The sequence below is a fragment of the Flavobacterium sp. genome (assembly GCF_965262375.1).
Classification (GTDB): Bacteria; Bacteroidota; Bacteroidia; order Flavobacteriales; family Flavobacteriaceae; genus Flavobacterium.
Map to the genome: position 1 here is coordinate 266,317 of NZ_OZ253527.1, position 22,547 is coordinate 288,863.

Sequence of the window (22,547 nt, forward strand, 5' to 3'; positions counted from 1 at the left end):
TAGCACAAACAGGTTGAACAATCTGCACTCCAAAAAAATACATTTAGGTTTAGAAAAATCTAGGTGATTTATCATAGCCTTTCCCTAACAAATCCAATCCAAATAACAGAAACACCTCATGTGTCCCCGAATTGAATTGCCCAAGATTAGACAGCGTATAATCATAAGAATACCCTATTTTTAAACCTTTAGCAACTTTCATTCCTACCAATCCATTTACAGCATCCTTAAGTCTGTATGCCAATCCAAATTCAAATTTGTTATCATATAATACATTAGCTGAAAGATCCAATGAAATAGGTGTGCCTTTAATCATTTTAGCCATCATAGCGGGTTTTAGCTTCCAATCTTCATTGACCTCAAACACATATCCAGCTGTGGCGAATAAATGTATATTTTCTGAACCCAATGCTTTAATGCCGTTTTTTTCTTCCAAATGTGTTGAAGGCAAAATATTTGGCGCAGACAAACCCACATAATAATGATCTGTAAAGTAATATGCTCCAAATCCTAAATTACCTTTAAAAAGATTCAAATTTTGCTCAAAAGCTTTATCCGAACTTATGTTTTCATTTTCAAACCTAAAGCCGTTGAAATTAGTACTTAGATTAGTAAAACCTACTTTTGCACCAAATGACAAACGTTGATTTCCATTCAATTGTAAAACATAAGCAATATCAGCATAAGCATTGTTTTCTTTTTTTGCTCCATCTCCTATATCATCAGAAATAAAAGAAAGTCCGAGTTCTATTTTTTTTCCAACAGGTAAATGTCCAAAAGCCGTTAATGTTTTTGGAGCACCTACAGCCCCAACCCATTGAGATCGATATAATAGCCCTAGATCTAACATAGCAGTTTTTGCAGTAGCATAAGCAGGATTAATCACACCCATATTATACATATAATGCGTATATTGAGGATCTTGTTGACCAAGGATTGTTTGACAAAAAAGGAACAAACCTAATATGTAATGCATTTTTTTCATCTCTTTCATATTCATTTAACGATTCAAATACAAACGTCCTTGTTTTGTAGGTTTATTATCTTTATTAAAATACAATACATAAAAATAGACACCATTAGGAACCACTCCATTCATTAATGAATTTGAATTATGGTTCTTGCCATCCCACAAGTGATCTTTATTTCCTTCGAACAACAAATTACCATACCTATTGTAGATTTCAATAGTATATTTAGGATAAATAAATTCGATATCAGGGATATGAAAAGTATCATTAATTCCATCATCATTCGGTGAAAAACCATCAGGAACATAAAAATTACTATCATCGCAATTAGAAAGAGAAACTAGAACTTGTAAAGACAATTTTGACAAGCAACCAGAATTTAAGTCCTTATCAAAACCGTAATATATCGTTTGATCAACTAACAAATCATCTGACTGGAATAAATTACCATTTACTGGGGCATCGTACCATACAATCGTATTCACCATATTCGTATTTGCAGATAAATCAGAAATTTTCGGTTTTGTTTTTCCACAAAATTGATCACCATTCGCAATTAAAGCTGGTTGATTTAGTTTTATAATTGAAACTTTTATTTCTTTTCTATCGGATTCGCATTTAGTATCACTGTTATATTGACTCACAAAATAACTACCTTCTACTAAGGGATCAGCTAAAGATAATGGATTTGTACTAGTTAGAGAAGTGTACCATTTATATTGATTCCCCTTAGGAGACAAATCGGTAATGGTCGCTGATTGCGTTTCACAAAAAACCTGATCAGAGGCCACAGGAATTAAAGGAATAGGATGTATTTTAAATGTAATTTTTATATTATCGACAGTACTAGAACATAAATTTGCAATGTTCTCAATTAAGGCAACAGCTATGGTTGTTTCACCAATATTTGTTAATTTTTTTTCAGAAATTAGAAAAAAGGTTTCTCCATTTGTAACTTTTAAATTCAATGCATCGTATGTTCCATTGTTACCCCCTGAAAGCACATATTTCAAATTAATATCTATCAAAGTACCCAACCCCGTAACAATCACTTTTACATCATTGCCTAAACATACACTACTTGCAGTTATGTTTAATTTAGAGACATCGGGACGTGGTTTCACAACAAAATCTTTATTTAAATTTACTGTATTTGCACAACCCGTATCGTTATTTAACACGTATGTTATTTGAATATTTGTTTTGCCATCCTTTAATAAAAAATCACCAGGAATCACAAAAAACCCTTGGTGATTTTTAACAACCAGTTGCGCTAATTGACCTGCAACTGCATTTACTCCAGAAAGTGAATAGGTAATTGTATAATTTCCATCTATCAAACCTAAGGCGTTTTCGACTAATACAGTAGCATCTGATTTTTGACAAACTTCATCAATATTCAATACTGCCGTATCCATATTTGGAATAGGATTTAATTTTATCGACTTTTCAATTATAACAAAATTATTATCACAGATATCTAATGCTTTTACGGATTTAATATTTACAATCGCTAATGTATAAATACCAGGTTGCAGAAAATTATTCTTGGGAACTTCAAACCTTGCAATTCCGTTGTTAAAATTCAAAACCCGAGTACTCCCGCCTGAGCCTGTTAGCCCTATGTTAATAACATAGTCTCCATCTGGCATTTTTACAGGGTTCTGTCGTATGGTTGCATTAAAAGTTGTTTGATTTAGTTCATTAAAACATATCTTTTCAGGATTAATAGTGAGATCTATATTGGCATAATCAATATAGGTCTCAATTCTAACATAAACGGTTTTACTTCTGTCAGGACAGATGAACTTGTTTTTCGGACTTACTGTATAAGTAAAACCATAAACGCCTTGACCAAACTTCTTATAAATCTCTTCAACGTTTATAGTAGAATCCAATAACGAAGTAATTTCTCCAGTTGCATTATCATCGTGCCATTTACCTCCTTCATCCTCACCTATAAGTTGATCAAATAAATTAACGTTGGTGAATTTCGTTAAATCATCGGTACTACATAAATTGATATCTACAGGTGTACCTGCAAAAGCAGGCGGATGTACTGTCAATTCTAAATCTACTTTTTGAGATGGACAAGTGTCTACTTGATCAACCGTATACGTAAATTTAATGGTAACTGGGTCATCTTGTACTACGGCAGAAGGATTAAAGTTACTCCCAGAAATAGGAATTCCAGAAGTCACATTAAACCAATGTCCATTTGATTGAGGTCTCAAATTAGAACCACTAGTATCAAATATATTAAACAAATTATAGCTCGAAGCTTCACCACAGACAGATGCTTTGCTTGAAACACCAGCATAAGGACCTACATTAATCTTAATAGTAGCTGTATTATCAGCACATCCATTTACCCCAGAAACCGTGTATGTGTACGTATATGTTCCGCTTTCATTGATAGCTTGCACATTTAATAGTCCGGTAGTCTTATTTAAGCCACCACTTAACATGTCATCTGTCCAAGTTCCTCCAGTTTGATATGGACCTTGAATATAATTAAATAGATTAACCGCTGTATTAGTGGGGTTCGTTATATCACAAATAGTAATCTCATGGTCACCACCAGCACATTGCGCATAAACAGTTGGCTTTACAATAAATAAAAAGATAAAGTAAAGGCAACAATAGTAAATTATTTTAAAAAAGGGAGCTTTCAACATAATGCCTCAAAATATTTACAAAATTAGGCACTATTTTCTTGTTAATATGTTTCTTTACAAAAAACATCGATAAAATATACACTTTAACCGTCAAAACACTTCTAAATTTCTTTTAAAGCACAAAAAAAAGACCATAATCTTTCGAAAATGGTCTTCCTAGATATTTAAAAAAACTTATGATTTAACCAAAACTTTTGGCTTTTTAACAGCTAAAGCCTTTATAGTTGCAGGTGTTTTAATTTCATTCAACACATTTATAGCTTCATCTAAATAAGCATCTTTAGAAAGCGATTCAAACCAATCTTTACGTTTTTGAGCAAAAGTAGGATCTTTTTTCAGCTGCTCTGCTTCTTCCATCAAATTAGAAATTGAAAGCGAATTTTTATATTTCGTGATTTCTTTAAATTTCTTTGTCGCTTCTTCAATGTTTTTTTGCTCAGCTATAAATTTATCCATTTTCAAACTAACAATATCATCATCTTTACGATCATTAATCCATTTAGCGTTTTCATCAATCAATTTAAATTGTGGATTTTCAGCTATTCTCTTAGCGCTATTTGCTACTACTTGTCCAAAATTTAATATTGACCCCGAAGCTTGATAATTAGCCGCATCTATCTTATCCCACGCCAATGCACTTTTCTCATCGCGCTCACCTATTTTCATGTAAGAATATCGATCTGGCACTACAATATCACTGGCAACCCCTAACAACTGCGTTGCTCCACCATTAATTCTATAGTATTTCTGAGTCGTTAATTTCAGAGCCCCAATTTCACCAAAGTTGGAAATTCCAGGATATTTCAACTGTTTCAAATCTATAACATTTTGCACAGTTCCTTTTCCATAAGACTGTTTGCTTCCTATAATTATACCACGCTTATAATCTTGTATTGCAGCAGCAAATATTTCAGAAGCAGAAGCCGAAAAATTATTTTGAAGCACCACTAAAGGACCATCCCATTGCACTTTAGGGTTATGATCTACCAACACTTCTTTTTTATCACCTAATGATTTCACTTGTACAACTGGCCCATCTTGAATAAACAAACCTGTAATATCAACAACCGTCTTCAAAGAACCGCCTCCATTATCACGCAAGTCCATTACAATCCCTTCAACACCCGCTTTTTTTAATTTCAACACCTCTGCCTCAACATCTTTAGCAGCATCACGGTTGTCATCATTTTCAAAATCAATATAAAATTTCGGCAAATGTATCAAACCAAACTTTTTGCCATTTTTCTCAATAATACTTGATTTAGCATAAGTCTCTTCGATTTCAATCACATCTCTTATCAAACGTATAATTTTAATTGATCCATCTACTTTTTTAACAGTTAAACGAACTTCGGTACCTTTAGGTCCTTTAATTTTCTTAACCACATCATCCAAACGCATTCCTGAAACCTCAACAGGCTCACTACTTCCTTGTGCAACTTTTAAAATCACATCCCCAGGCTCTAGTTCTTTGCTTTTCCAAGCAGGACCTCCCGAGATTAATTCCGAGATTTCCGTATTATCATTTTTCTTTTGCAAACGTGCGCCAATGCCTTCCATTTTTCCGCTCATGCTAATATCAAACTTTTCTTTTTCCTCAGGAGCAAAATAAAAAGTATGTGGATCGTACTGAACTACTATAGAATTCAAAAAAACATTAAACCAATCTTCTTTATCAAAATCGCTTACAAACTCGAAGTATTCATCCAAGTTCTTAATAGCAGATTCTCTTGATTCTTTTTCGAGTTGTTCAATCGTTTTTACTGTATAACTAGCATCTTTAGCCTTCTTCTCGTCTTCTAACTTTTGTTTATCAACTACAGAAGCCAGAGTTGAAAGCTTAATTTGTAAACGCCATCTGTTCTTTAATTCGTTATAATTTTTTGCAAATTCAACTTTATCAGTGTCAATATTATAGGTTTCATCTACATTAAAATCAAACGGTTTGTCATTCAACGCTCTATAAATAACCTTTGCTTCAGTCATTCTTTTTTGCAATCTATCATAGATCAAGTTAAAAAATGACAAATCTTTTTCTCGAATCATATCATCCAAATCCAGCTCATAAGTTTTGAATTCACGAATATCAGATTCAATAAAAAAACGTTTTGAAGGATCTAGGGCATCAATAAAATTTTCGAAAACTTTTTTCGAAAAACTATCATCCATTGCTGCTGGATTATAATGCAAATTATCGATTACCACAGTAATCATTTCCAGCAAAGCTTTATCCTTTTCGGGATCTTCTGTTTTAAAATTAGGCTTAAAACTCCACAAAACTGCCGATACCGCTACAACACCTAGCAGTAATTTGTAATTCTTTCTCATAAACATCCAGATTGCATTCATAGTTACTAAAGTACATAAAAAATTATGCCAATGCACAACGGTTTAGATAATTTTTTGTTAAAGCAGTAAAATTAGCATCTACAATTTAAAATCCCTATTTTAGCCGTAGAAATTATTTATTTTTTCAATGAAAAAACCTTTAATACTGGTAACCAACGATGATGGCATTACCGCTCCTGGCATACGAACTTTAATTGATATTGTAAGTGAATTTGGTGAAGTTATAGTCGTGGCTCCTGACAGTCCACAAAGCGGTATGGGACACGCAATTACCGTTAACAAAACATTACATTTAGACAGAATATCACCCGAAAATGCTCCTGTAACTGAGTATACAACTTCTGGAACACCTGCCGATTGTGTCAAAATGGCTAAGTATGAAATCTTGAATCGAAAAATTGACTTGTGTGTTTCGGGCATCAATCACGGTTCTAATTCAGCCATTAATGTTATCTATTCCGGTACGATGAGCGCTGTGATTGAAGCAGGTATCGAAGGAATTCCTTCTATTGGATTTTCCCTTTGTGATTTTTCATGGGGAGCCGATTTTTCAGCAGTAAAACCCTACATACGAAAAATCGTTACAGAAGTTTTAGAAAATGGTTTACCTAAAGGTGTAGTTTTGAATGTAAATATTCCAAAACTCCCTGCCGAAGAAATTAAAGGAATAAAAATTTGTCGTCAAGCCAATGCCAAATGGATTGAGCGTTTTGACAAGCGCCAATCTCCTTTTGGGAAAGATTATTACTGGTTAGCAGGTGAATTTGTTTGTGAAGACAAAGGAGAAGATACCGATGAGTGGGCTTTAAACCAAGGTTATGTTTCTATTGTTCCTGTGCAGTTTGATTTGACCGCACACCATTATATCCAAGAACTAAACAACTGGGAATTCCATGAAAAAGATTGATTTACTTTACGGGACTATCATCGGGTTTATAGCTACGTTTGTTGGAACTTTTTTATTTTTTGAATGCTTCACTGCATATCATTTTGCAGAAGGCGTTCAGCACATGAAAAGCATGGGTTTCTTGGGCAAAGTGATTACCATGGGAGCTGTAATGAACCTTATTTGCTTTTTTGGACTCTTAAAACTAAATAAGGAACTAATGGCTAGAGGTGTAATTTTAGCCACTATTATTCTAACACTAATTACATTGTTTGTATAAATGAAGTATTATATTATTGCAGGTGAAGCCTCAGGTGATTTACATGGTGCCAACCTTATGAAAGGGATTTACAAAGAAGACCCAAAAGCCGATATTCGTTTTTGGGGTGGCGATTTGATGCAAAGCGCTGGAGGAACTTTGGTAAAACATTACCGTGACTTGGCTTTTATGGGTTTTATAGAAGTGGTAATGAATTTGAAAACCATTTTGAATAACTTGAAAATTTGCAAAAAAGACATTGAGGATTTCAACCCTGACGCTATCATTTTTATAGATTATCCTGGTTTCAACATGCGTATTGCCAAATGGACCAAGGAGAAAGGTATCCCTACGCACTATTATATTTCTCCACAAATCTGGGCATGGAAAGAAAATCGCATCAATGCTATCAAAAGAGATGTCGACAAAATGTATGTCATACTCCCTTTTGAAAAAGATTTCTATGAAAAGAAGCACAATTTCCCGGTATCTTTTGTGGGACATCCTCTATTAGATGCCATTAAAAACAGACCAGATACCGATGAAAAAGCTTTCCGAGCTGAACATCATTTGTCAGACAAACCTATTATCGCATTACTCCCTGGTAGTCGTAAACAGGAAATAAAAAAAATGTTGTCCGAGATGTTATCCGTAGTAGATGCCTTTCCGGATTATCAGTTTGTGATTGCAGGAGCACCAAGTCAGGAGTTCGAATTTTACCAACAATTTTTGAATGGAAAAAACATTAATTTCATTTCAAACAAAACCTACGATTTGCTCAGTATTGCTCATGCTGCCTTAGTTACCTCGGGTACCGCTACTTTAGAAACCGCATTGTTTAAAGTACCTGAAGTAGTACTATACAAAGGAAGTACGATTTCCTACCAAATTGCCAAACGTATTATTACCTTGAAATACATTTCGTTAGTCAACTTGATAATGGACGCTCCTATTGTGACCGAATTGATTCAAAATGAATGCAATACTATAAACATCAAAGCGGAATTAGCAAAAATAATAGAGGGTTCAGAAAGAGAAAAAATGCTTCAAAATTTTAACAACTTACAACAACTCCTTGGTGGAAGTGGCGCTAGTGATGCTACTGCAAAATTGATTGTTTCAAGTTTAAAAGTTTAATTGCTCCATTAAAAAATTCAAAATATACTTCAGAATCGCAAGAGAAATCAACTTAATTTCTGTTGCGATTTCTTTTTTTATCTAACATTAGACCTAACAGGATTTTAAAACCTGTTAGGTCTCGTATTAAAAAACAACGGCTTAATTTCCTGAAATAAAATTTTATTCCTAAATTTATAAGACTGTCAAAAAAACAGCACAAACAAACGCAAACTAAACAATATTTTTTCATGAAGCTTTATCAATTTCCATTGATAAAAATTGCGGTATGGTTTATACTAGGCATTAGTATTTCCCATTACCTCTGCATTTCAATAGTTCAAACCATAGTAATGCTTCTGGGAAGTATTGGTATTGCTTTTTTGGGCCATTACCTTTCTAGAAAACAACTTAAAAATCATTTGCTATTTTCAATTGCCATTACCTTTACTTTTGTCTTTACAGGTATTTTCATTAGTCAAATACACAAAGACGATTTACAACCCAATCATTTCACACATTTCAATTATCAAAAAGACACCAACCTAAAAGTTCATATTACGGAACGACTAAAAAGTAGTACAAAATACCATCGTTATATCTTGACGATACAAAAAATGAATCAGCAAACTGTTTCTGGAAAAATCGTTTTAAACATTAAAAAATCGGAACTACAAAACAACTTTTATGTCGGGCAAGTCTTACTCGTGCACGGCAACATACACAAGCATTTCAAAACTACCAATCCTAATCAATTTGATTATGGACGTTATCTAGAAAACAAAAACATTTATGGGCAACTATTTTCTACACTTCAAGATATCAAACCACTTCCCTATCCTATTCGTGATTTCAGATTTTACACCGACCAGTTTAGACAACGCATACAAACCAATTTAGAAAAACGAAATTTTCCTGAAAAAGAATTAGCCGTAGTAAATGCCTTAATTTTAGGACAACAACAAGATATAGCCCCAGAAACCTTAAAATCCTATCAATCTACTGGAGTGGTACATATCCTCTCGGTTTCCGGACTCCATGTAGGCATATTACTCTATTTTCTTCATTTTATATTAAATTATCTCCCTAAAAATCGTTTGGGGACTTACGGCAAATTGCTACTTACCTTAGTTGGGCTATGGAGTTTTGCTTGCGTGGCTGGACTCGCCCCTTCAGTAGTTCGTGCTACGGTCATGTTCAGTTGCATTGCCATTGGGTTGCACTTAAAACGCGTAACAAATATTTATAATACAACCGTAGCCTCTTTAATCATCATTCTTGTATTCGAACCTGCCTTTTTGTTTGACATCGGGTTTCAATTAAGTTATTTAGCCGTTTTTTCCTTAATTAGCCTTGAACCCATTTTATCTGCTTTTTATAAACCAAAACACAAAATCACACGATTTTTCTGGAAACTATTCACGGTATCCGTTGCGGCACAGTTAGGTACATTACCGTTGAGTTTGTATTATTTTCACCAGTTTCCAAGTTTATTTTTTATAGCCAACTTAGTCGTCATTCCCTTATTAGAATTCATCATTATGCCCTTGGGTGCTCTAGTGGTAGTCTTAGGATATTTTGACATCGTTCCTAAAATAATGACCGACGGTTTAGCGAAAAGCATCCAATGGATGAATTTAATTATTAATCAATTGGCTTCTTGGGATACATTCGTACTAACCAAAATCCCCTTTACCATAGGTTTACTGGTAGTTGCCTATCTACTATTGCTACTATTCTTTCGTTGGCTACATCAGCCCAAATTTAATACAGCACTCTACAGTTTACTCACGCTACTCGCATTTCAATTACTATGGATGCAGAAACAATTCACACAAAACAAGGAAGAACTTATCGTGTTTCATGCAAAAAAGCAAACGTTGATTGCGCAACAGAAAAACAAACAACTCACGATTTATTCTGACAGTCTCATCGAAAAAGAAAGCTTTGAAACACGTATGATAGACGATTATGCCATGGATAATTTTACAGAAGTGCATTCAAAAAAAGCATTGAAAAATGTACTTTTTCAAAAACAAAAACGCATTTTGATACTGAACAACCCTAAGATTTATCCGAATGTCAGCTCTCTAGATATTCTTATTTTAAGCCATTCTCCTAAGCTAAATTTAGAACGTTTCCTCCAACGTTATCATCCAAAACTAGTCATAGCTGATGCGTCAAATTATAAAAACTATATTGCTTGGAGTAAAAAAACTTGTGCAAAACTAAAAATCCCTTTCCATAGCACGTATGAAAAGGGATTCTATCGATTGAATTAAACTGTTCTTATTTTTTCTTTTTCTTATTCGAAACATAATTCGCAATAATCTTGTTAGCACCATCAATCCAAACGGTTGGGCCACCAGCTACGTAACCCGTGCTTCCTAACTGTTGAAAGTTGATTTTACCTTCTTTGTCTTGCGCTTGCACAAACCATACCGTAGGATAGCCTCTTACTTGAAACAGTTGTTGCAGTTGTGCGTTTTGAGCCTTAATATTCTCCGCTTGTTCTGCACGTCTAGGAAAATCTAACTCGACTAAAACCACATTATCCTTAGCCCATTTTTCAAACTCAGGGGTTTTGAAAACCTCTTTTTGCAAACGTATACACCAGCCACACCAGTCGCTTCCTGTGAAAAAGAAAAACAAAGGTTTATCTTTCTTTTTAGCTATTTCAACCGCCTTAGCAACATCGGTATGCCACTCGGTAGTATTCGTACTTTTTTTAGGAAGTTCACCAAAACTCACCATTAAAAAGGCTAATAACGCCAAACAACTATTTTGAATAAGCTTCATAAGAATACTCTTTTAATTTTTTAACAAACGTAATAAATCTGCGGGGTCTTTAGGCCCTTCAATAATTTCTTTCACATTACCTCTACTATCCAAAACGTACATAACTGGATAACTAGGTACTTTTAAAAATTTAGTCAATTCATGTGCACTGTTACGCCCTTTGCGGTCTGGGTCGTAGTTAGGATTAGCAAAACTATTGCCCAAATACGTTACTTTCGAATTCCCTTCGGCATTAAACTTTACCGCATAAAAATTTCTATTGACATAATCCACCACTTCGGCATCTCTAAAAGTCCCTTTGTCCATCAGTTTACAAGGCCCACACCATTCGGTATAAACATCCATAAAAATAGGTTTAGGAGCACGCTTTTGCTTTGCTAAAGCTTCATCCAAAGTTAACCAATTAATTTCTTGGGCGTATAATGTAAATCCTCCGAGAGTAAATAATAATATGAGTAAAGTTTTCTTCATCGTTATTTTTTTAATTTTCAATCAACAAAAACAATGCCGAAATTACAAAATTATTTCACGTCTTGCATCAACTTTTTAATCAAAGGAGAAATCGAAATCAGAATAACACCCGCCACTAAAGCGTAAATTGCTAAAGTATAATACCCATCTGTATAAGATTGTAATTTAGATAATAAAGTTGTACCCGTATTTGATTGTGAAATCTCTGCACCTAACTTACCGGCAGCCAATTGTCCAAAAGCACTGGCTAAAAACCATAATCCCATCATCATTCCGAATAATCTTTTTGGGGATAATTTGGTTATAATGGACATTCCAATAGGTCCTAAACACAACTCACCAATAGTAGTTATGAAATAAGCAAAAGTAAATACATTAAGCGATGTAATTCCATTTACATCAGCAAAGAAACGTGTATAATAAAAGATGTAGAACGATGCCGAAAGGAACAAAAATCCGATTCCAAATTTGATTAATGTATTAGGTTCCAACTTTTGTTTTGCTAACCACAACCAAATCAACCCAATAATTGGGCTCAACAAGATAACAAACAAAGTATTTGAGCTATTATTCACCGCATTGGGGTCAACGGTAAAACCTAACAAATTACTACTCAAATTATCCTTAGCAAACAACGATAAAGAACCACCACTTTGCTCATAAATAGCATTGAATAAGAAATAGAAAAAGATAAATGAAAAAGCAGCAATGAGTTTTTTCTGACCACTTATATTTTTGATATTGAACGTTTCAAAAGCAAAATAAGCCAACGCAACAATTCCAATAGTGTACATAAAATAATCGGTATATGCCGTATTACGTACCATGGTATAAATTAGAGGAATACTCAATATTGAACCTACATAAACTGAGATTTCTCTCATTTTTCTTTTGCTATCCGTTAATTGTACTAAAGGTGAATCACCAATTGGCCCTAAATGCTTTTTGGTCATCATAAAAGTTACCAATCCTAAAAACATAACAATAGCCGCCGATAGAAAACACAACTGCCAAGAATAAAATTTACCTAAATAAATGCATAAAATTCCCCCTAGGAAACCACCAATATTAATTCCAGCATAAAACATTCCATAACCCGCATCGCGTCTTGGGTCGTCAGTATGATATAACTCACCCACCATGGATGAAATATTAGGTTTAAAAAAACCAGTCCCAATGATTGAAAAGGCAATCCCATAGTAGAATAACGTTTGGGGAGAGAAAGCGATAAGCAAATTCCCTAAAATCATTACGATACCTCCAAAAACTAATGATTTTTTAAACCCTAGTACTTTATCTGCAAAAATACCGCCAATGAAAGTAAAGGCATACACAAAAGCTTGAATGGCTCCATATTGCAAATTAGATACATCTTCAGCTAACTTAAGCTGGTCGACCATAAAAAAAGTAAGCACTCCTCGCATACCGTAAAAACAGAAACGTTCCCACATTTCCACCGTAAACAAATACCACAATTGTTTTGGGTATTTCCCTTTAAAATTCTGAATTTCTTCTATTGTTTGCATCTTATTCTTGATTGTCTATTTTATTTTTAACTTTTTTAATGGCTTGATGGAGTTTGTTTTCAATTAATTTAAAATCGGGCAATTGTGTCAAATATTCAGCGACTTTAATATTGCTTTTATCCAATTGTAGCAACTCCACATGTTCTTTATTTTTTGAAGCACAAAGGATTAATCCTATGGGCGGATTTTCACCTTCTAGAGTTTCATGTTTTTCTAACCATCTTAAATATAATTCCATTTGTCCTTTATGAGCAGCTTCAAATTTACCGAGTTTCAACTCAATAGCTATCAACGCTTTTAATCTTCTATGATAGAACAATAAATCAATATAATAATCTTCATTATCAATAGTGATTCTTTTTTGCCTGCCCATAAACGCAAAGTCCGACCCTAATTCAATGATGAATTTTTCAAGCTCGAATAAGATGCTATCTTCTAAATCTTTTTCAGAATACGTATCTTTTAACCCTAAAAAATCCAACACATAAGGGTCTCTAAAAATTAAATCAGGCGAGAGTTTTTGTGCTGATTTAAGCTGTGCTAATTCTGACTTAATTAATTCATCTGGTTTTGAACTAATGGCTGTTCGTTCATATAGCATAGAATTGATACGCTCTTTAAATGTGCGAACACTCCATTTTTCAATTTTGCACATTTCAATGTAAAATTCTCTTTTTAAAGAATCATTGATATACATAATTTGTCTAATGTGTGACCAGCTTAATTGTCTACACAGTGTGTATACAATTTCCATTTCAGGGAAAACCTCAACAAATTTGATACATTGTCGGAGTTGTTTCTCACTCCATCCTTTTCCGAAATTTTCTGTTAATTGGACAGAAAGTTCAATGACTATCTTCTCTCCATATTCAGCCCTTTGATGGTTTAAAACATCGGACAAAATACGATGCCCTATTTGCCAATATAAAATACTAATAGCTGCATTAATAGTACTTGCTACCTGTTGTTTGCTTTCCTGTATTAAATTCGAAATATCAGCAAATAGTATTTTATCTGGCAAATTTTTATTCATGTTCTCAAATTAATTCATCCCTTTCTCTTTCATTACCGCATTCAAACGTTTCAAAATAGAAAGCCCTAATGCTGTAGCAAAAAGCAACAACAACATGTTAACGATAAAGAAATTGGCTTTGTTTTCATAATCGTACCACATACTTGCTAACACCCCAGACAATTTATTACCAATGGAAATAGACAAAAAGAAACCACCCATCATTAAGGCTGTTAAACGAGGCGGTGCCAATTTAGAAACAATTGACAAGCCCATAGGCGATAAACATAATTCTCCTATAGTAATCACGCCATACGTTCCTACTAACCATAAAGGAGATACTTTTACTGCACCATTGCTACCTGCATAAACCGCAGCTACCATGACCAAACACGATAAAGCGGAGATAAATAATCCCAAAACAATTTTTGTTGGTGTACTTGGTTCTTTCCCTCTTCGACGTAACATCATGAAGAAACCAACTACCACAGGCGTTAACAAGATAATCCATCCTGGATTAACCGACTGAAATAATTCAGTGTTGATAAGCGAAACTTTTTGGTCAGGATTATTTTCTAAAACAGCCACTTTTTCAGGAGCTTCATTTTGGAAATACACCTCTTTCCCTTGCACTTTAATAGGTTCGCCATTATCGTCCTTTTCCGCTTGAAACTGATGGTCGTATTTCTGAACTTCTTTAGTCACATAATCTTTTTGGTCAACCAAATAAATTGAAGACAAAGCACTTTCCGTAGTTCCTGTAACCTGACGGTCAGTATAATAATTTGCCCAACGTGTTAAAGCTGTACCATTTTGCTTGAAAACCGCCCAAAATAACATACCCACTGCAAAAATTGCCAGTAAAGCACCTAACGGACGTTTGTCTTCTGAATTCGCTTTTACATATAAACTTACATAGAAAATAACGACTGGGATACATGCAAAAATAAAAGCATCGGTAGAATCTGATTTGAAAATATTATCTGGTATCATCCAACCGATAGCCCCACAAATAATAGCGGGCACAAACACTTTTCCTAAAATACTTACTAACGAAATATCACCTTCCTGAACCGGTTTGGTTACATTGGCATGCTCTAAATGCTTCCTCCCTAGAGTAAAGACGATTAATCCTACAAACATTCCAATTCCTGCCGTGGTAAAAGCCGCACTCCAACCGTATTGATTGCGCATAAAAGCAGCAATAATGTTACAGATGAAAGCTCCTAAATTGATACCCATATAAAAAATATTGTATCCAGAATCTTTATTAGCTTTATACTTTTCATCCGAATACAAGTTTCCTACTAATGTCGAGATACTAGGCTTGAAAAAACCATTACCTATTACAATTAATGCCATGGAAATATAAAAAGCGGTAAGACTATGAAAACCAAGTCCGATATAACCTAATCCCATCAATGCACCACCAAGATATACCGATTTGAAATAGCCTAAATAACGGTCGGCCATATAACCTCCTAAAAACGGAGTCAAATAAGTCAATGCAATAAAACTACCAAAAATATCATCGGCTTGTTTGTCTGTAAATGCTAGCCCGCCCGTAGCTGCTGGGTCAATCATGTATAAAACAAAAATTCCAATGATGAGATAATAACCAAAACGTTCCCACATTTCAGTAAAAAACAAAAATAATAATCCTTTAGGGTGTTTGTTTTTCATAAATTATATATTAAAAAAGCCCGTAACGATGGTTACGGGCTTGAAAGATATAAAATTTATTTAAGAAAAACGACTATCTGTTTTCTACAGACAAATCGATTCCTTCTTTGTGGTCTTCATGCATCATTTTTTGCAACCAAGAACTTAATACAAATAAAATTCCTGCTGCGATACCTGTCATTAAGATAAACAACATAAAGAATTCATATAAGTTTGTGATTTGGAATCCTAAAAAAGAAGGATAAACTACTGGTGTAGTACTACCCGCTTCTGGTGTTGGAGGAATTAATGACGAAAGTGTACCTGCAAATTTATTAGCCGCAGCATTCGCTAAGAACCAAGTTCCCATTAATAAAGAAGACAAACGTAAAGGTGCTAATTTAGAAACCATAGATAATCCAATTGGAGATAAACATAACTCACCAATAGAGTGAATAATGTATAATCCAATTAACCACCACATTGATACTTTTTCATCCATTCCTAAACCTTTAACAGCTATTGCAATTACGCCGTAACCTAAAGCCACTAAAGCTAAACCAATAGCCATTTTTTTAGGAGATGCTGGCTCCGCATTTCTTTTGTATAAGAAGCCCCATACCATAGACATCACAGGAGCTAACAAAATTACCGCTAACGGATTTACCGATTGAAAATAAGAAGCTGGCATTTCCCATCCCATCAAATTTCTGTCTGTTTGTCTATCTGCAAATAATGTTAAAGAAGCACCTGCTTGTTCAAAAGCTCCCCAGAAGAAAATCACGAAGAAAGCCAAGATGAAAATAACAATGATACGATTACGTTCAACACTATTCAAACTTTTATCTGTTAAAATCACTAAAGGCATCACTACCATCGAACCGTAAATAAAGTACCCAATAACGTCAGTATCTGTATTGAATAACTGCTTAAAGTTCAACATAAAAAATACGATTCCAATTGACCCTACTACATATAACGTATTAATTAAATCTAATTTCTTAACAGGTAAACCAATTTCTTTCCCTTCCTCAGATATCAAATATTTCTTTTGGTATAATACAAAGAAAATCAAACTCGCTACCATCCCTAAACATGCCGCTAAGAATCCCCATTTGAAATCCATAGAACCACATACTAATGGCGAGAAGAATGCCCCTAAGTTGATACCCATATAAAAAATGGTAAAGGCACTATCAATACGACGGTCGTTAGCAGGATATAATTGTCCTACCATCGTTGAAATATTTGGTTTAAAGAAACCATTACCAATAATAATAGCGGTTAAACCCATCCACATTAAAGCTACTCCACCGTTTGCACCTGTGGTAGCACTCAAGAACATAAAAAACTGACCGATAGCCATCAATAGTCCACCTATCATGATACTTCTACGGTTTCCTAAGAATTTATCACAAAGATACCCACCTAACAATGGTGTTAAATATACTAATCCAGTATAACTTCCGTAAATTTCAGAAGCTTCGGCATCTTTCATTAATAAAACTTTGGTCATGAATAGAATGAAAATAGCTCGCATTCCATAGTAACTAAACCTTTCCCACATTTCAGTGAAGAAAAGGAAATAAAGACCTTTCGGGTGTCCTTGTTTTGCTGTTTCGCTCATTTTTAAATATTTAATTTTGGTTTTGGTTGTTAATATCAATCACTATAAGGTGATTCTTTATTTAAATAAATTACAATTTCTCTTTAATAAAATTGGTCATTTTAGTGTACAATTGCAAACGGGTTTTTCCACCGTAAATGCCATGGTTTTTATCAGGATAGATAGCCCAATCAAACTGCTTGTTGGCTTGAACCAATGCCTCAATCATTTTCATGGTATTTTGAACATGCACATTATCATCGGCTGTACCATGAATTAAAAGGTAATTCCCTTTTAATTTACTCACATGATTGATAGGCGAGTTCATATCGTAACCACTTGCATTTTCCTGAGGAGTTTGCATAAAACGCTCTGTATAAATACTATCATAGAATCGCCAAGACGTTACAGGCGCTACGGCAATAGCCGTTTTAAACACATCAGCCCCTTGAAAAATACAGTTGGATGCCATAAATCCTCCAAATGACCAGCCAAATATACCAATTCTAGTTTTATCTACATAAGAATAGTTACCAATTACCTTTGCGGCATCAATTTGGTCAATTACTTCATACTTGCCTAATTCTTTGTAGGTACACTTTTTGAACTCTGCACCTTTAAAGCCTGTACCACGACCATCTACACAAACCACCAAGTAACCTTGTTGTGCTAACAATTTGAACCAGTAATCGTTAGAATTATTCCACTGATTAGCCACTTGCTGTGAACCAGGCCCTGAATATTGAAACATAAATACAGGATATTTCTTATTCGCATCAAAATTTGAAGGCTTAAGCATCCAAGCATTTAATTGATGTCCTTTCTCCGTAGTTAGTTCAAAAAATTCTTTATTTGATAATTGATAATCTGTTAATTTTTTCTCTAATTCTTCATTAGAAGTAATCACTTTAAGCTCTTTTCCTGACTTAGAATCATTCAAAGTATAACGAGGTGCTTGCGTTGCGCTTGAAAACGAATTGATGAAAAACTGAAAATTTGGACTAAACGTGGCTGTGTTTGTTCCTGTTAACGTCGTCAAACGTTTTTTAGCACTACCATCTAATTTTACCGCAAACACATCACGATTTATCGAACCATTCTCCACCGATTGGTAATAAATGGTACTGTTTTTCTCATCAAAACCATAATAAGACGTTACTTCCCAATTTCCTTTGGTTACTTGTTTTTTCAATTTACCCGTTTTATCATAATGGTAAATGTGGTTGAAACCGTCTTTTTCAGAAGTCCAAATGAAACTATTATCTTTCAAAAATGTCAAATTATCTGACACATCCACATAAGCTTTATCTTTTTCGTTTAAAACCACTTTAGCAGTAGCTGATGTACCATCTACAAAAAGTAAATCCAAATTATTCTGATGACGGTTGAGTACTTGCGCGCTTAACACATTGGCATCATTAGTCCATTTGATACGAGCAATATAAAAATCATTGTAGTTCCCTAAAGTCACTTTTTGAGTAGAACCCTTTTTTACATCATAAATATGTAGCGAAACTTCCGAGTTTTTCTCCCCTGCTTTAGGGTATTTAAAAACAGACTGCGAAGGATACAAACCTTCATTATACATATCCATAGAAAACTGAGGCACTTGCGATTCATCAAAACGAATAAACGCAATTTTATCAGACCCTAAATTCCAATCGTAAGCACGTACAAAAGCAAATTCTTCTTCATAAACCCAGTCTGTAACACCATTAATCACACTGTTTTTCTTACCATCTGTGGTTAGTTGGGTATGTTTTTTTGAACCAATATCGTACAAGTACATATTATTTTCATATACATAAGCCACTTTAGAACCATCTGGAGAAAAAGTAGGTTCTTGCACCTTATAATCGGCTAATTTAGTCAGTGTTTTGGTAGCGATATCATAAATAAAAAAATCGGCAACAAACGAATGACGGAAAATTTGGTCCGTATGATTAGCAATCAACAACTTTTTCTCGTCTTTGCTAAACACATAACTATCAATACCATCTAGAGCCTTAAAATCTTTAGAATCAATAAGTGTAGCGACTTTAGACAAACTTGCAAAATCATACAAATTAATTTGCGATGATTGTGAAGCACGGTCAAAATCTAATACTGTGTACTGATTTGTATTTTTCATGGCTTCTAAAGCGGTCATGCCTTTAGCTCTAAAAGTCCCATTCCAAATTTCATCTAAGGTTATTTGTTTTTGAGCAAGTCCAGAAATGGATGTCAAAACCAACACTAAAAGTGCCGTTAATTTATTTCTCATCTTTTGATTTATATAAAAAATTGCCCAATTTTAGTAAAAAAAAAGTAAACATAGACTTATTTTTTTGTTAATTTCCATGTTTTAGTACGCTAATCACATTTCAAAAAACGGAGAGCGTGTTTTTTTTATACCTTTGTTATTCAAAATAATTCTGTTATGGAAACTATTAAAATAGCATTTCAGCCTGACATCAAAGATAAACTTTTAGCTTTGCTTCAAGTTTTTTCTAAGAATGAATTGCAAATCATTGAAGAAGACAATCAAGTTAATGAAGATTCTTCTTTTTTGGAATATAGAAACAAATTACATAAAGAAGTAGAAGATATAAAATCTGGTAAAAGTAAGTTATACGATATAGATGAACTTGACGCTATGTTAGAAAAAACTATATCTAAACATGAAGATTAAATTTTCCGAAAATTTTTATTTTTTATTGACCGAAATAATCAATTTTATCGCTAAAGACAAACCTCAAGCATCTAAAAAATTCAAGACTGATTTATTGAAATCAATAAGAAAAGATTTAAAATTTCCGTACAATTATAAAAAATCAACTTACTTCGATAGCTATTTATATCGAGATTATATTCATAAAGGTTATACCATTACTTATGAAATTGATGAAAAAGAAAAATTCATAACAATTATTGGTATAATTAAAAACAAAAATACCTATTAAATAAAATGCCCAAATCAGTGTCAGGTTTCTCAAAACTTTCAAAAGAAGAAAAAATCAATTGGATAGTAACTACTCATTTTTCAAATGCGGAACATGCTAAACACATCATCACCCAATATTGGAACGATGATGCGGCTTTGCAAAAATTACACGACGAATTCATTGAAAACACAATTACCAATTTCTATCTCCCTTTAGGCGTAGCTCCTAATTTTACCATCAATGGTAGGAATTACACCATTCCTTTTGCTGTAGAAGAGAGTTCTGTAGTTGCCGCTGCCAGTAAATCCGCTAAATTTTGGGCAAACCGTGGAGGTTTTAAAACCACCATTATCAATACTGAAAAAATTGGTCAAGTTCACTTTATTTACAAAGGAGATAAAGAAAAGTTAACCGCGTTTTTCAACCATATCAAACCCAAATTCTTTTCAGAAACGGAGAGCATTACTAAAAACATGCAAAAACGTGGAGGCGGAATTTTAGACATTATTTTAAAAGATAAAACGGCCGACTTAGCCGATTATTTCCAATTGCATGCCACTTTTGAAACTAAGGATTCGATGGGAGCCAACTTTATCAATTCGTGTTTGGAGCAATTTGCAAAAACTTTGAAAGAGGAGGCTTTACAGTTCGAAAGCTTTACCGAAACGGAAAAAGAAATCACCGTAGTGATGAGCATCCTATCTAATTATGTCCCTAACTGTTTGGTGCGTGCTGAAGTTTCTTGCAAAGTAGAAGAGCTGGCTGAAAAACACATTGAAAACCCACAAGAATTTGCTGAAAAATTCGTTCAAGCCGTTCGCATAGCCGAGATTGAGCCTTATCGTGCCGTAACCCACAATAAAGGCATCATGAATGGTATTGACGCCGTGGTAATTGCTACAGGCAACGATTTCAGAGCCGTGGAAGCAGGTGTACATGCTTATGCTTCCCGTGAGGGTCAATATGCTAGTTTATCGCATGCTAAAATTGAAGAGGGCATCTTTACTTTTTGGATGGAAATTCCATTGGCGTTAGGAACGGTAGGTGGGTTAACCAGCTTACATCCTTTAGTAAAAGTGGCTTTAGAAATGCTAGAAAAACCCTCTGCTCAGGAATTGATGCAAATTATAGCGGTGGCGGGTCTAGCGCAAAATTTTGCCGCCTTACGCAGTTTGACTACCACAGGTATCCAACAAGGACATATGAAAATGCACTTGATGAATATTTTAAATCAATTTCAAGCGAATGAGGAAGAACGCAAGCAAGTGGTAAAACATTTTGAAAAAAATACCGTATCGCATAGTGCGGTTGTGGAATATTTGGAAGAGATTAGAAAGTAAGAAAAGTACAAAGGCTAGAGAAAAAACTCACTAGCCTTTAATACTATCGGTCAATCTAGTCAATTTGAATATACTTTTATAATCATTTAACAAGGAAAATTCGACTTCACCTTTTTTATTAAATTGTTTCGAATTGAAATTATCTATTGTCTCTTCTATACTTAATGTTTCAATTACATTTGGATTCTTGTTTGAAAATTTCAATATCACTTTTTCCTTCAGATACTTCCAATTGCTCTGTTCCACATCATATTTTCTAGCATTAACTGCTACGATATTATAAAAACGATATGGAGTAACGTTTTCATAAATAATAGACACAAGCTCCTTACTTTGTTTATTATATACCATCTTTCCTGAATACAGAGAGTCAGAAACAAAAACTAAACCATTTTCCATAGAATTTTCATCAACTAATTCATACCTGTATTCTTTTAAATTGTTCAAAAAATCAAGTTTTGAAACATTCAAATTCTTTCTTAAAGGAAATTCAGCTATCCAATGCAAAGGAGAATCCCGATATTTAAAAGTGTTAAACTTCTCAGCAATTAATGACTCCATCTTATTGGCATACTTTTTAGAAAAGCCTAGCTTTGATAAACACCCCATTGATTTCATCTTCAATTGCAATGTATCATCAATATCAATTAACGTTTTTTCATCCTGAAGTAAATTCATTTTTAAGTTATAATAAACACCAACTGTATCGCTTTTCTCGTTAAGCTTACTTTTTATTTTCTTTAAAATTTTAGAAAAATCTACTTTATTTCTGACAACTACTTCCTCCAAGGCGGTAATTGATTGACTACTCATGTGAGATGTAAAAAAAAGTAGAACTGATAAAAAAACAAATTTCATATAATCCTGAATCAAACATATTCCTATTACAAATTTAAAGATGAGTTTACAGCTTTATCATATTTGAATTCATAATTTTGCGTTAAAACC

At 33.9% G+C, this 22,547-nt stretch carries 18 protein-coding genes; 7 read left to right on the plus strand and 11 right to left on the minus strand.

Annotation, left to right across the window (positions count from 1 at the left end; all coding sequences use genetic code 11):
* Positions 1-49: 49 nt before the first annotated feature.
* The 3 genes from ACQY29_RS01250 to ACQY29_RS01260 form a co-directional block, all read right to left on the minus strand.
* The gene (locus ACQY29_RS01250; protein WP_428223451.1) at positions 50-976 is read right to left on the minus strand and encodes a PorP/SprF family type IX secretion system membrane protein; all 927 of its coding nucleotides are present in this window, start codon (positions 974-976) and stop codon (positions 50-52) included.
* 24 nt (positions 977-1,000) lie between these two features.
* Positions 1,001-3,649: a gliding motility-associated C-terminal domain-containing protein gene (locus ACQY29_RS01255; protein WP_428223452.1), complete on the minus strand. Its 2,649-nt coding sequence runs from the start codon at positions 3,647-3,649 to the stop codon at positions 1,001-1,003.
* Positions 3,650-3,823: 174 nt separating this feature from the next.
* Entirely contained in the window at positions 3,824-5,998 is a 2,175-nt protein-coding gene (locus tag ACQY29_RS01260) for a carboxy terminal-processing peptidase (protein WP_428223453.1), read from the minus strand.
* Positions 5,999-6,125: 127 nt separating this feature from the next.
* Between ACQY29_RS01260 and surE the strand changes: the two genes are divergently transcribed.
* From surE to ACQY29_RS01280, 4 genes are all read left to right on the plus strand, one after another.
* Positions 6,126-6,905, plus strand: coding sequence for a 5'/3'-nucleotidase SurE (surE, locus tag ACQY29_RS01265; RefSeq protein ID WP_428223454.1), 780 nt, complete (start codon positions 6,126-6,128; stop codon positions 6,903-6,905).
* The gene (locus ACQY29_RS01270; protein WP_428223455.1) at positions 6,892-7,164 is read left to right on the plus strand and encodes a hypothetical protein; all 273 of its coding nucleotides are present in this window, start codon (positions 6,892-6,894) and stop codon (positions 7,162-7,164) included. The genes surE and ACQY29_RS01270 overlap by 14 nt, the downstream gene beginning before the upstream one ends.
* The gene (gene lpxB / locus ACQY29_RS01275; RefSeq protein WP_428223456.1) at positions 7,165-8,280 is read left to right on the plus strand and encodes a lipid-A-disaccharide synthase; all 1,116 of its coding nucleotides are present in this window, start codon (positions 7,165-7,167) and stop codon (positions 8,278-8,280) included. It abuts the gene before it with no gap.
* Between the two features lie 230 nt (positions 8,281-8,510).
* Positions 8,511-10,541, plus strand: a complete 2,031-nt coding sequence (locus ACQY29_RS01280) for a ComEC/Rec2 family competence protein (protein ID WP_428223457.1) — start codon at positions 8,511-8,513, stop codon at positions 10,539-10,541.
* A 7-nt stretch (positions 10,542-10,548) separates the two neighbouring features.
* On the opposite strand, the gene ACQY29_RS01285 is transcribed toward ACQY29_RS01280, so the two are convergent.
* From ACQY29_RS01285 to ACQY29_RS01315, 7 genes are all read right to left on the minus strand, one after another.
* Entirely contained in the window at positions 10,549-11,058 is a 510-nt protein-coding gene (locus tag ACQY29_RS01285; protein WP_428223458.1) for a thioredoxin family protein, read from the minus strand.
* Positions 11,059-11,070: 12 nt separating this feature from the next.
* Positions 11,071-11,529 (minus strand): thioredoxin family protein, encoded by a 459-nt coding sequence (locus ACQY29_RS01290; protein WP_428223459.1) that lies wholly within the window; start codon positions 11,527-11,529, stop codon positions 11,071-11,073.
* A gap of 50 nt (positions 11,530-11,579) precedes the next feature.
* Positions 11,580-13,055, minus strand: a complete 1,476-nt coding sequence (locus ACQY29_RS01295) for a peptide MFS transporter (protein WP_428223460.1) — start codon at positions 13,053-13,055, stop codon at positions 11,580-11,582.
* Position 13,056: 1 nt separating this feature from the next.
* The gene (locus tag ACQY29_RS01300; RefSeq protein ID WP_428223461.1) at positions 13,057-14,088 is read right to left on the minus strand and encodes a PDDEXK nuclease domain-containing protein; all 1,032 of its coding nucleotides are present in this window, start codon (positions 14,086-14,088) and stop codon (positions 13,057-13,059) included.
* Positions 14,089-14,097: 9 nt separating this feature from the next.
* Positions 14,098-15,750 carry a peptide MFS transporter gene (locus tag ACQY29_RS01305; RefSeq protein WP_428223462.1) on the minus strand — a complete coding sequence of 551 codons (1,653 nt, stop codon included), beginning with the start codon at positions 15,748-15,750 and terminating at the stop codon, positions 14,098-14,100.
* A 73-nt stretch (positions 15,751-15,823) separates the two neighbouring features.
* Entirely contained in the window at positions 15,824-17,356 is a 1,533-nt protein-coding gene (locus ACQY29_RS01310; RefSeq protein WP_428223463.1) for a peptide MFS transporter, read from the minus strand.
* 70 nt (positions 17,357-17,426) lie between these two features.
* Positions 17,427-19,598, minus strand: a complete 2,172-nt coding sequence (locus tag ACQY29_RS01315; RefSeq protein ID WP_428223464.1) for a S9 family peptidase — start codon at positions 19,596-19,598, stop codon at positions 17,427-17,429.
* A 156-nt stretch (positions 19,599-19,754) separates the two neighbouring features.
* On the opposite strand from ACQY29_RS01315, the gene ACQY29_RS01320 reads away from it, so the two are divergent.
* The 3 genes from ACQY29_RS01320 to ACQY29_RS01330 are packed head-to-tail and all read left to right on the plus strand — an operon-like array spanning position 19,755 to position 21,599.
* The gene (locus tag ACQY29_RS01320) at positions 19,755-20,006 is read left to right on the plus strand and encodes a hypothetical protein (protein WP_428223465.1); all 252 of its coding nucleotides are present in this window, start codon (positions 19,755-19,757) and stop codon (positions 20,004-20,006) included.
* Entirely contained in the window at positions 19,996-20,277 is a 282-nt protein-coding gene (locus ACQY29_RS01325) for a type II toxin-antitoxin system RelE/ParE family toxin (protein ID WP_428223466.1), read from the plus strand. The genes ACQY29_RS01320 and ACQY29_RS01325 overlap by 11 nt, the downstream gene beginning before the upstream one ends.
* A gap of 5 nt (positions 20,278-20,282) precedes the next feature.
* Positions 20,283-21,599 carry a hydroxymethylglutaryl-CoA reductase, degradative gene (locus tag ACQY29_RS01330; protein WP_428223467.1) on the plus strand — a complete coding sequence of 439 codons (1,317 nt, stop codon included), beginning with the start codon at positions 20,283-20,285 and terminating at the stop codon, positions 21,597-21,599.
* Positions 21,600-21,629: 30 nt separating this feature from the next.
* Here the strand turns inward: ACQY29_RS01330 and ACQY29_RS01335 are convergent, their stop codons facing one another.
* On the minus strand, positions 21,630-22,412 hold the full coding sequence (locus tag ACQY29_RS01335; RefSeq protein WP_428223468.1) for a hypothetical protein: 783 nt from the start codon (positions 22,410-22,412) through the stop codon (positions 21,630-21,632).
* Positions 22,413-22,547 lie beyond the last annotated feature (135 nt).

Coding starts and splice junctions, on each gene's coding strand:
- ACQY29_RS01250 (WP_428223451.1), bottom strand. CDS start 976: ATGCATTACATATTAGGTTTGTTCCTTTTTTGTCAAACAATCCTTGGT.
- ACQY29_RS01255 (WP_428223452.1), bottom strand. CDS start 3,649: ATGTTGAAAGCTCCCTTTTTTAAAATAATTTACTATTGTTGCCTTTAC.
- ACQY29_RS01260 (WP_428223453.1), bottom strand. CDS start 5,998: ATGAATGCAATCTGGATGTTTATGAGAAAGAATTACAAATTACTGCTA.
- surE (WP_428223454.1), top strand. CDS start 6,126: ATGAAAAAACCTTTAATACTGGTAACCAACGATGATGGCATTACCGCT.
- ACQY29_RS01270 (WP_428223455.1), top strand. CDS start 6,892: ATGAAAAAGATTGATTTACTTTACGGGACTATCATCGGGTTTATAGCT.
- lpxB (WP_428223456.1), top strand. CDS start 7,165: ATGAAGTATTATATTATTGCAGGTGAAGCCTCAGGTGATTTACATGGT.
- ACQY29_RS01280 (WP_428223457.1), top strand. CDS start 8,511: ATGAAGCTTTATCAATTTCCATTGATAAAAATTGCGGTATGGTTTATA.
- ACQY29_RS01285 (WP_428223458.1), bottom strand. CDS start 11,058: ATGAAGCTTATTCAAAATAGTTGTTTGGCGTTATTAGCCTTTTTAATG.
- ACQY29_RS01290 (WP_428223459.1), bottom strand. CDS start 11,529: ATGAAGAAAACTTTACTCATATTATTATTTACTCTCGGAGGATTTACA.
- ACQY29_RS01295 (WP_428223460.1), bottom strand. CDS start 13,055: ATGCAAACAATAGAAGAAATTCAGAATTTTAAAGGGAAATACCCAAAA.
- ACQY29_RS01300 (WP_428223461.1), bottom strand. CDS start 14,088: ATGAATAAAAATTTGCCAGATAAAATACTATTTGCTGATATTTCGAAT.
- ACQY29_RS01305 (WP_428223462.1), bottom strand. CDS start 15,750: ATGAAAAACAAACACCCTAAAGGATTATTATTTTTGTTTTTTACTGAA.
- ACQY29_RS01310 (WP_428223463.1), bottom strand. CDS start 17,356: ATGAGCGAAACAGCAAAACAAGGACACCCGAAAGGTCTTTATTTCCTT.
- ACQY29_RS01315 (WP_428223464.1), bottom strand. CDS start 19,598: ATGAGAAATAAATTAACGGCACTTTTAGTGTTGGTTTTGACATCCATT.
- ACQY29_RS01320 (WP_428223465.1), top strand. CDS start 19,755: ATGGAAACTATTAAAATAGCATTTCAGCCTGACATCAAAGATAAACTT.
- ACQY29_RS01325 (WP_428223466.1), top strand. CDS start 19,996: ATGAAGATTAAATTTTCCGAAAATTTTTATTTTTTATTGACCGAAATA.
- ACQY29_RS01330 (WP_428223467.1), top strand. CDS start 20,283: ATGCCCAAATCAGTGTCAGGTTTCTCAAAACTTTCAAAAGAAGAAAAA.
- ACQY29_RS01335 (WP_428223468.1), bottom strand. CDS start 22,412: ATGAGTAGTCAATCAATTACCGCCTTGGAGGAAGTAGTTGTCAGAAAT.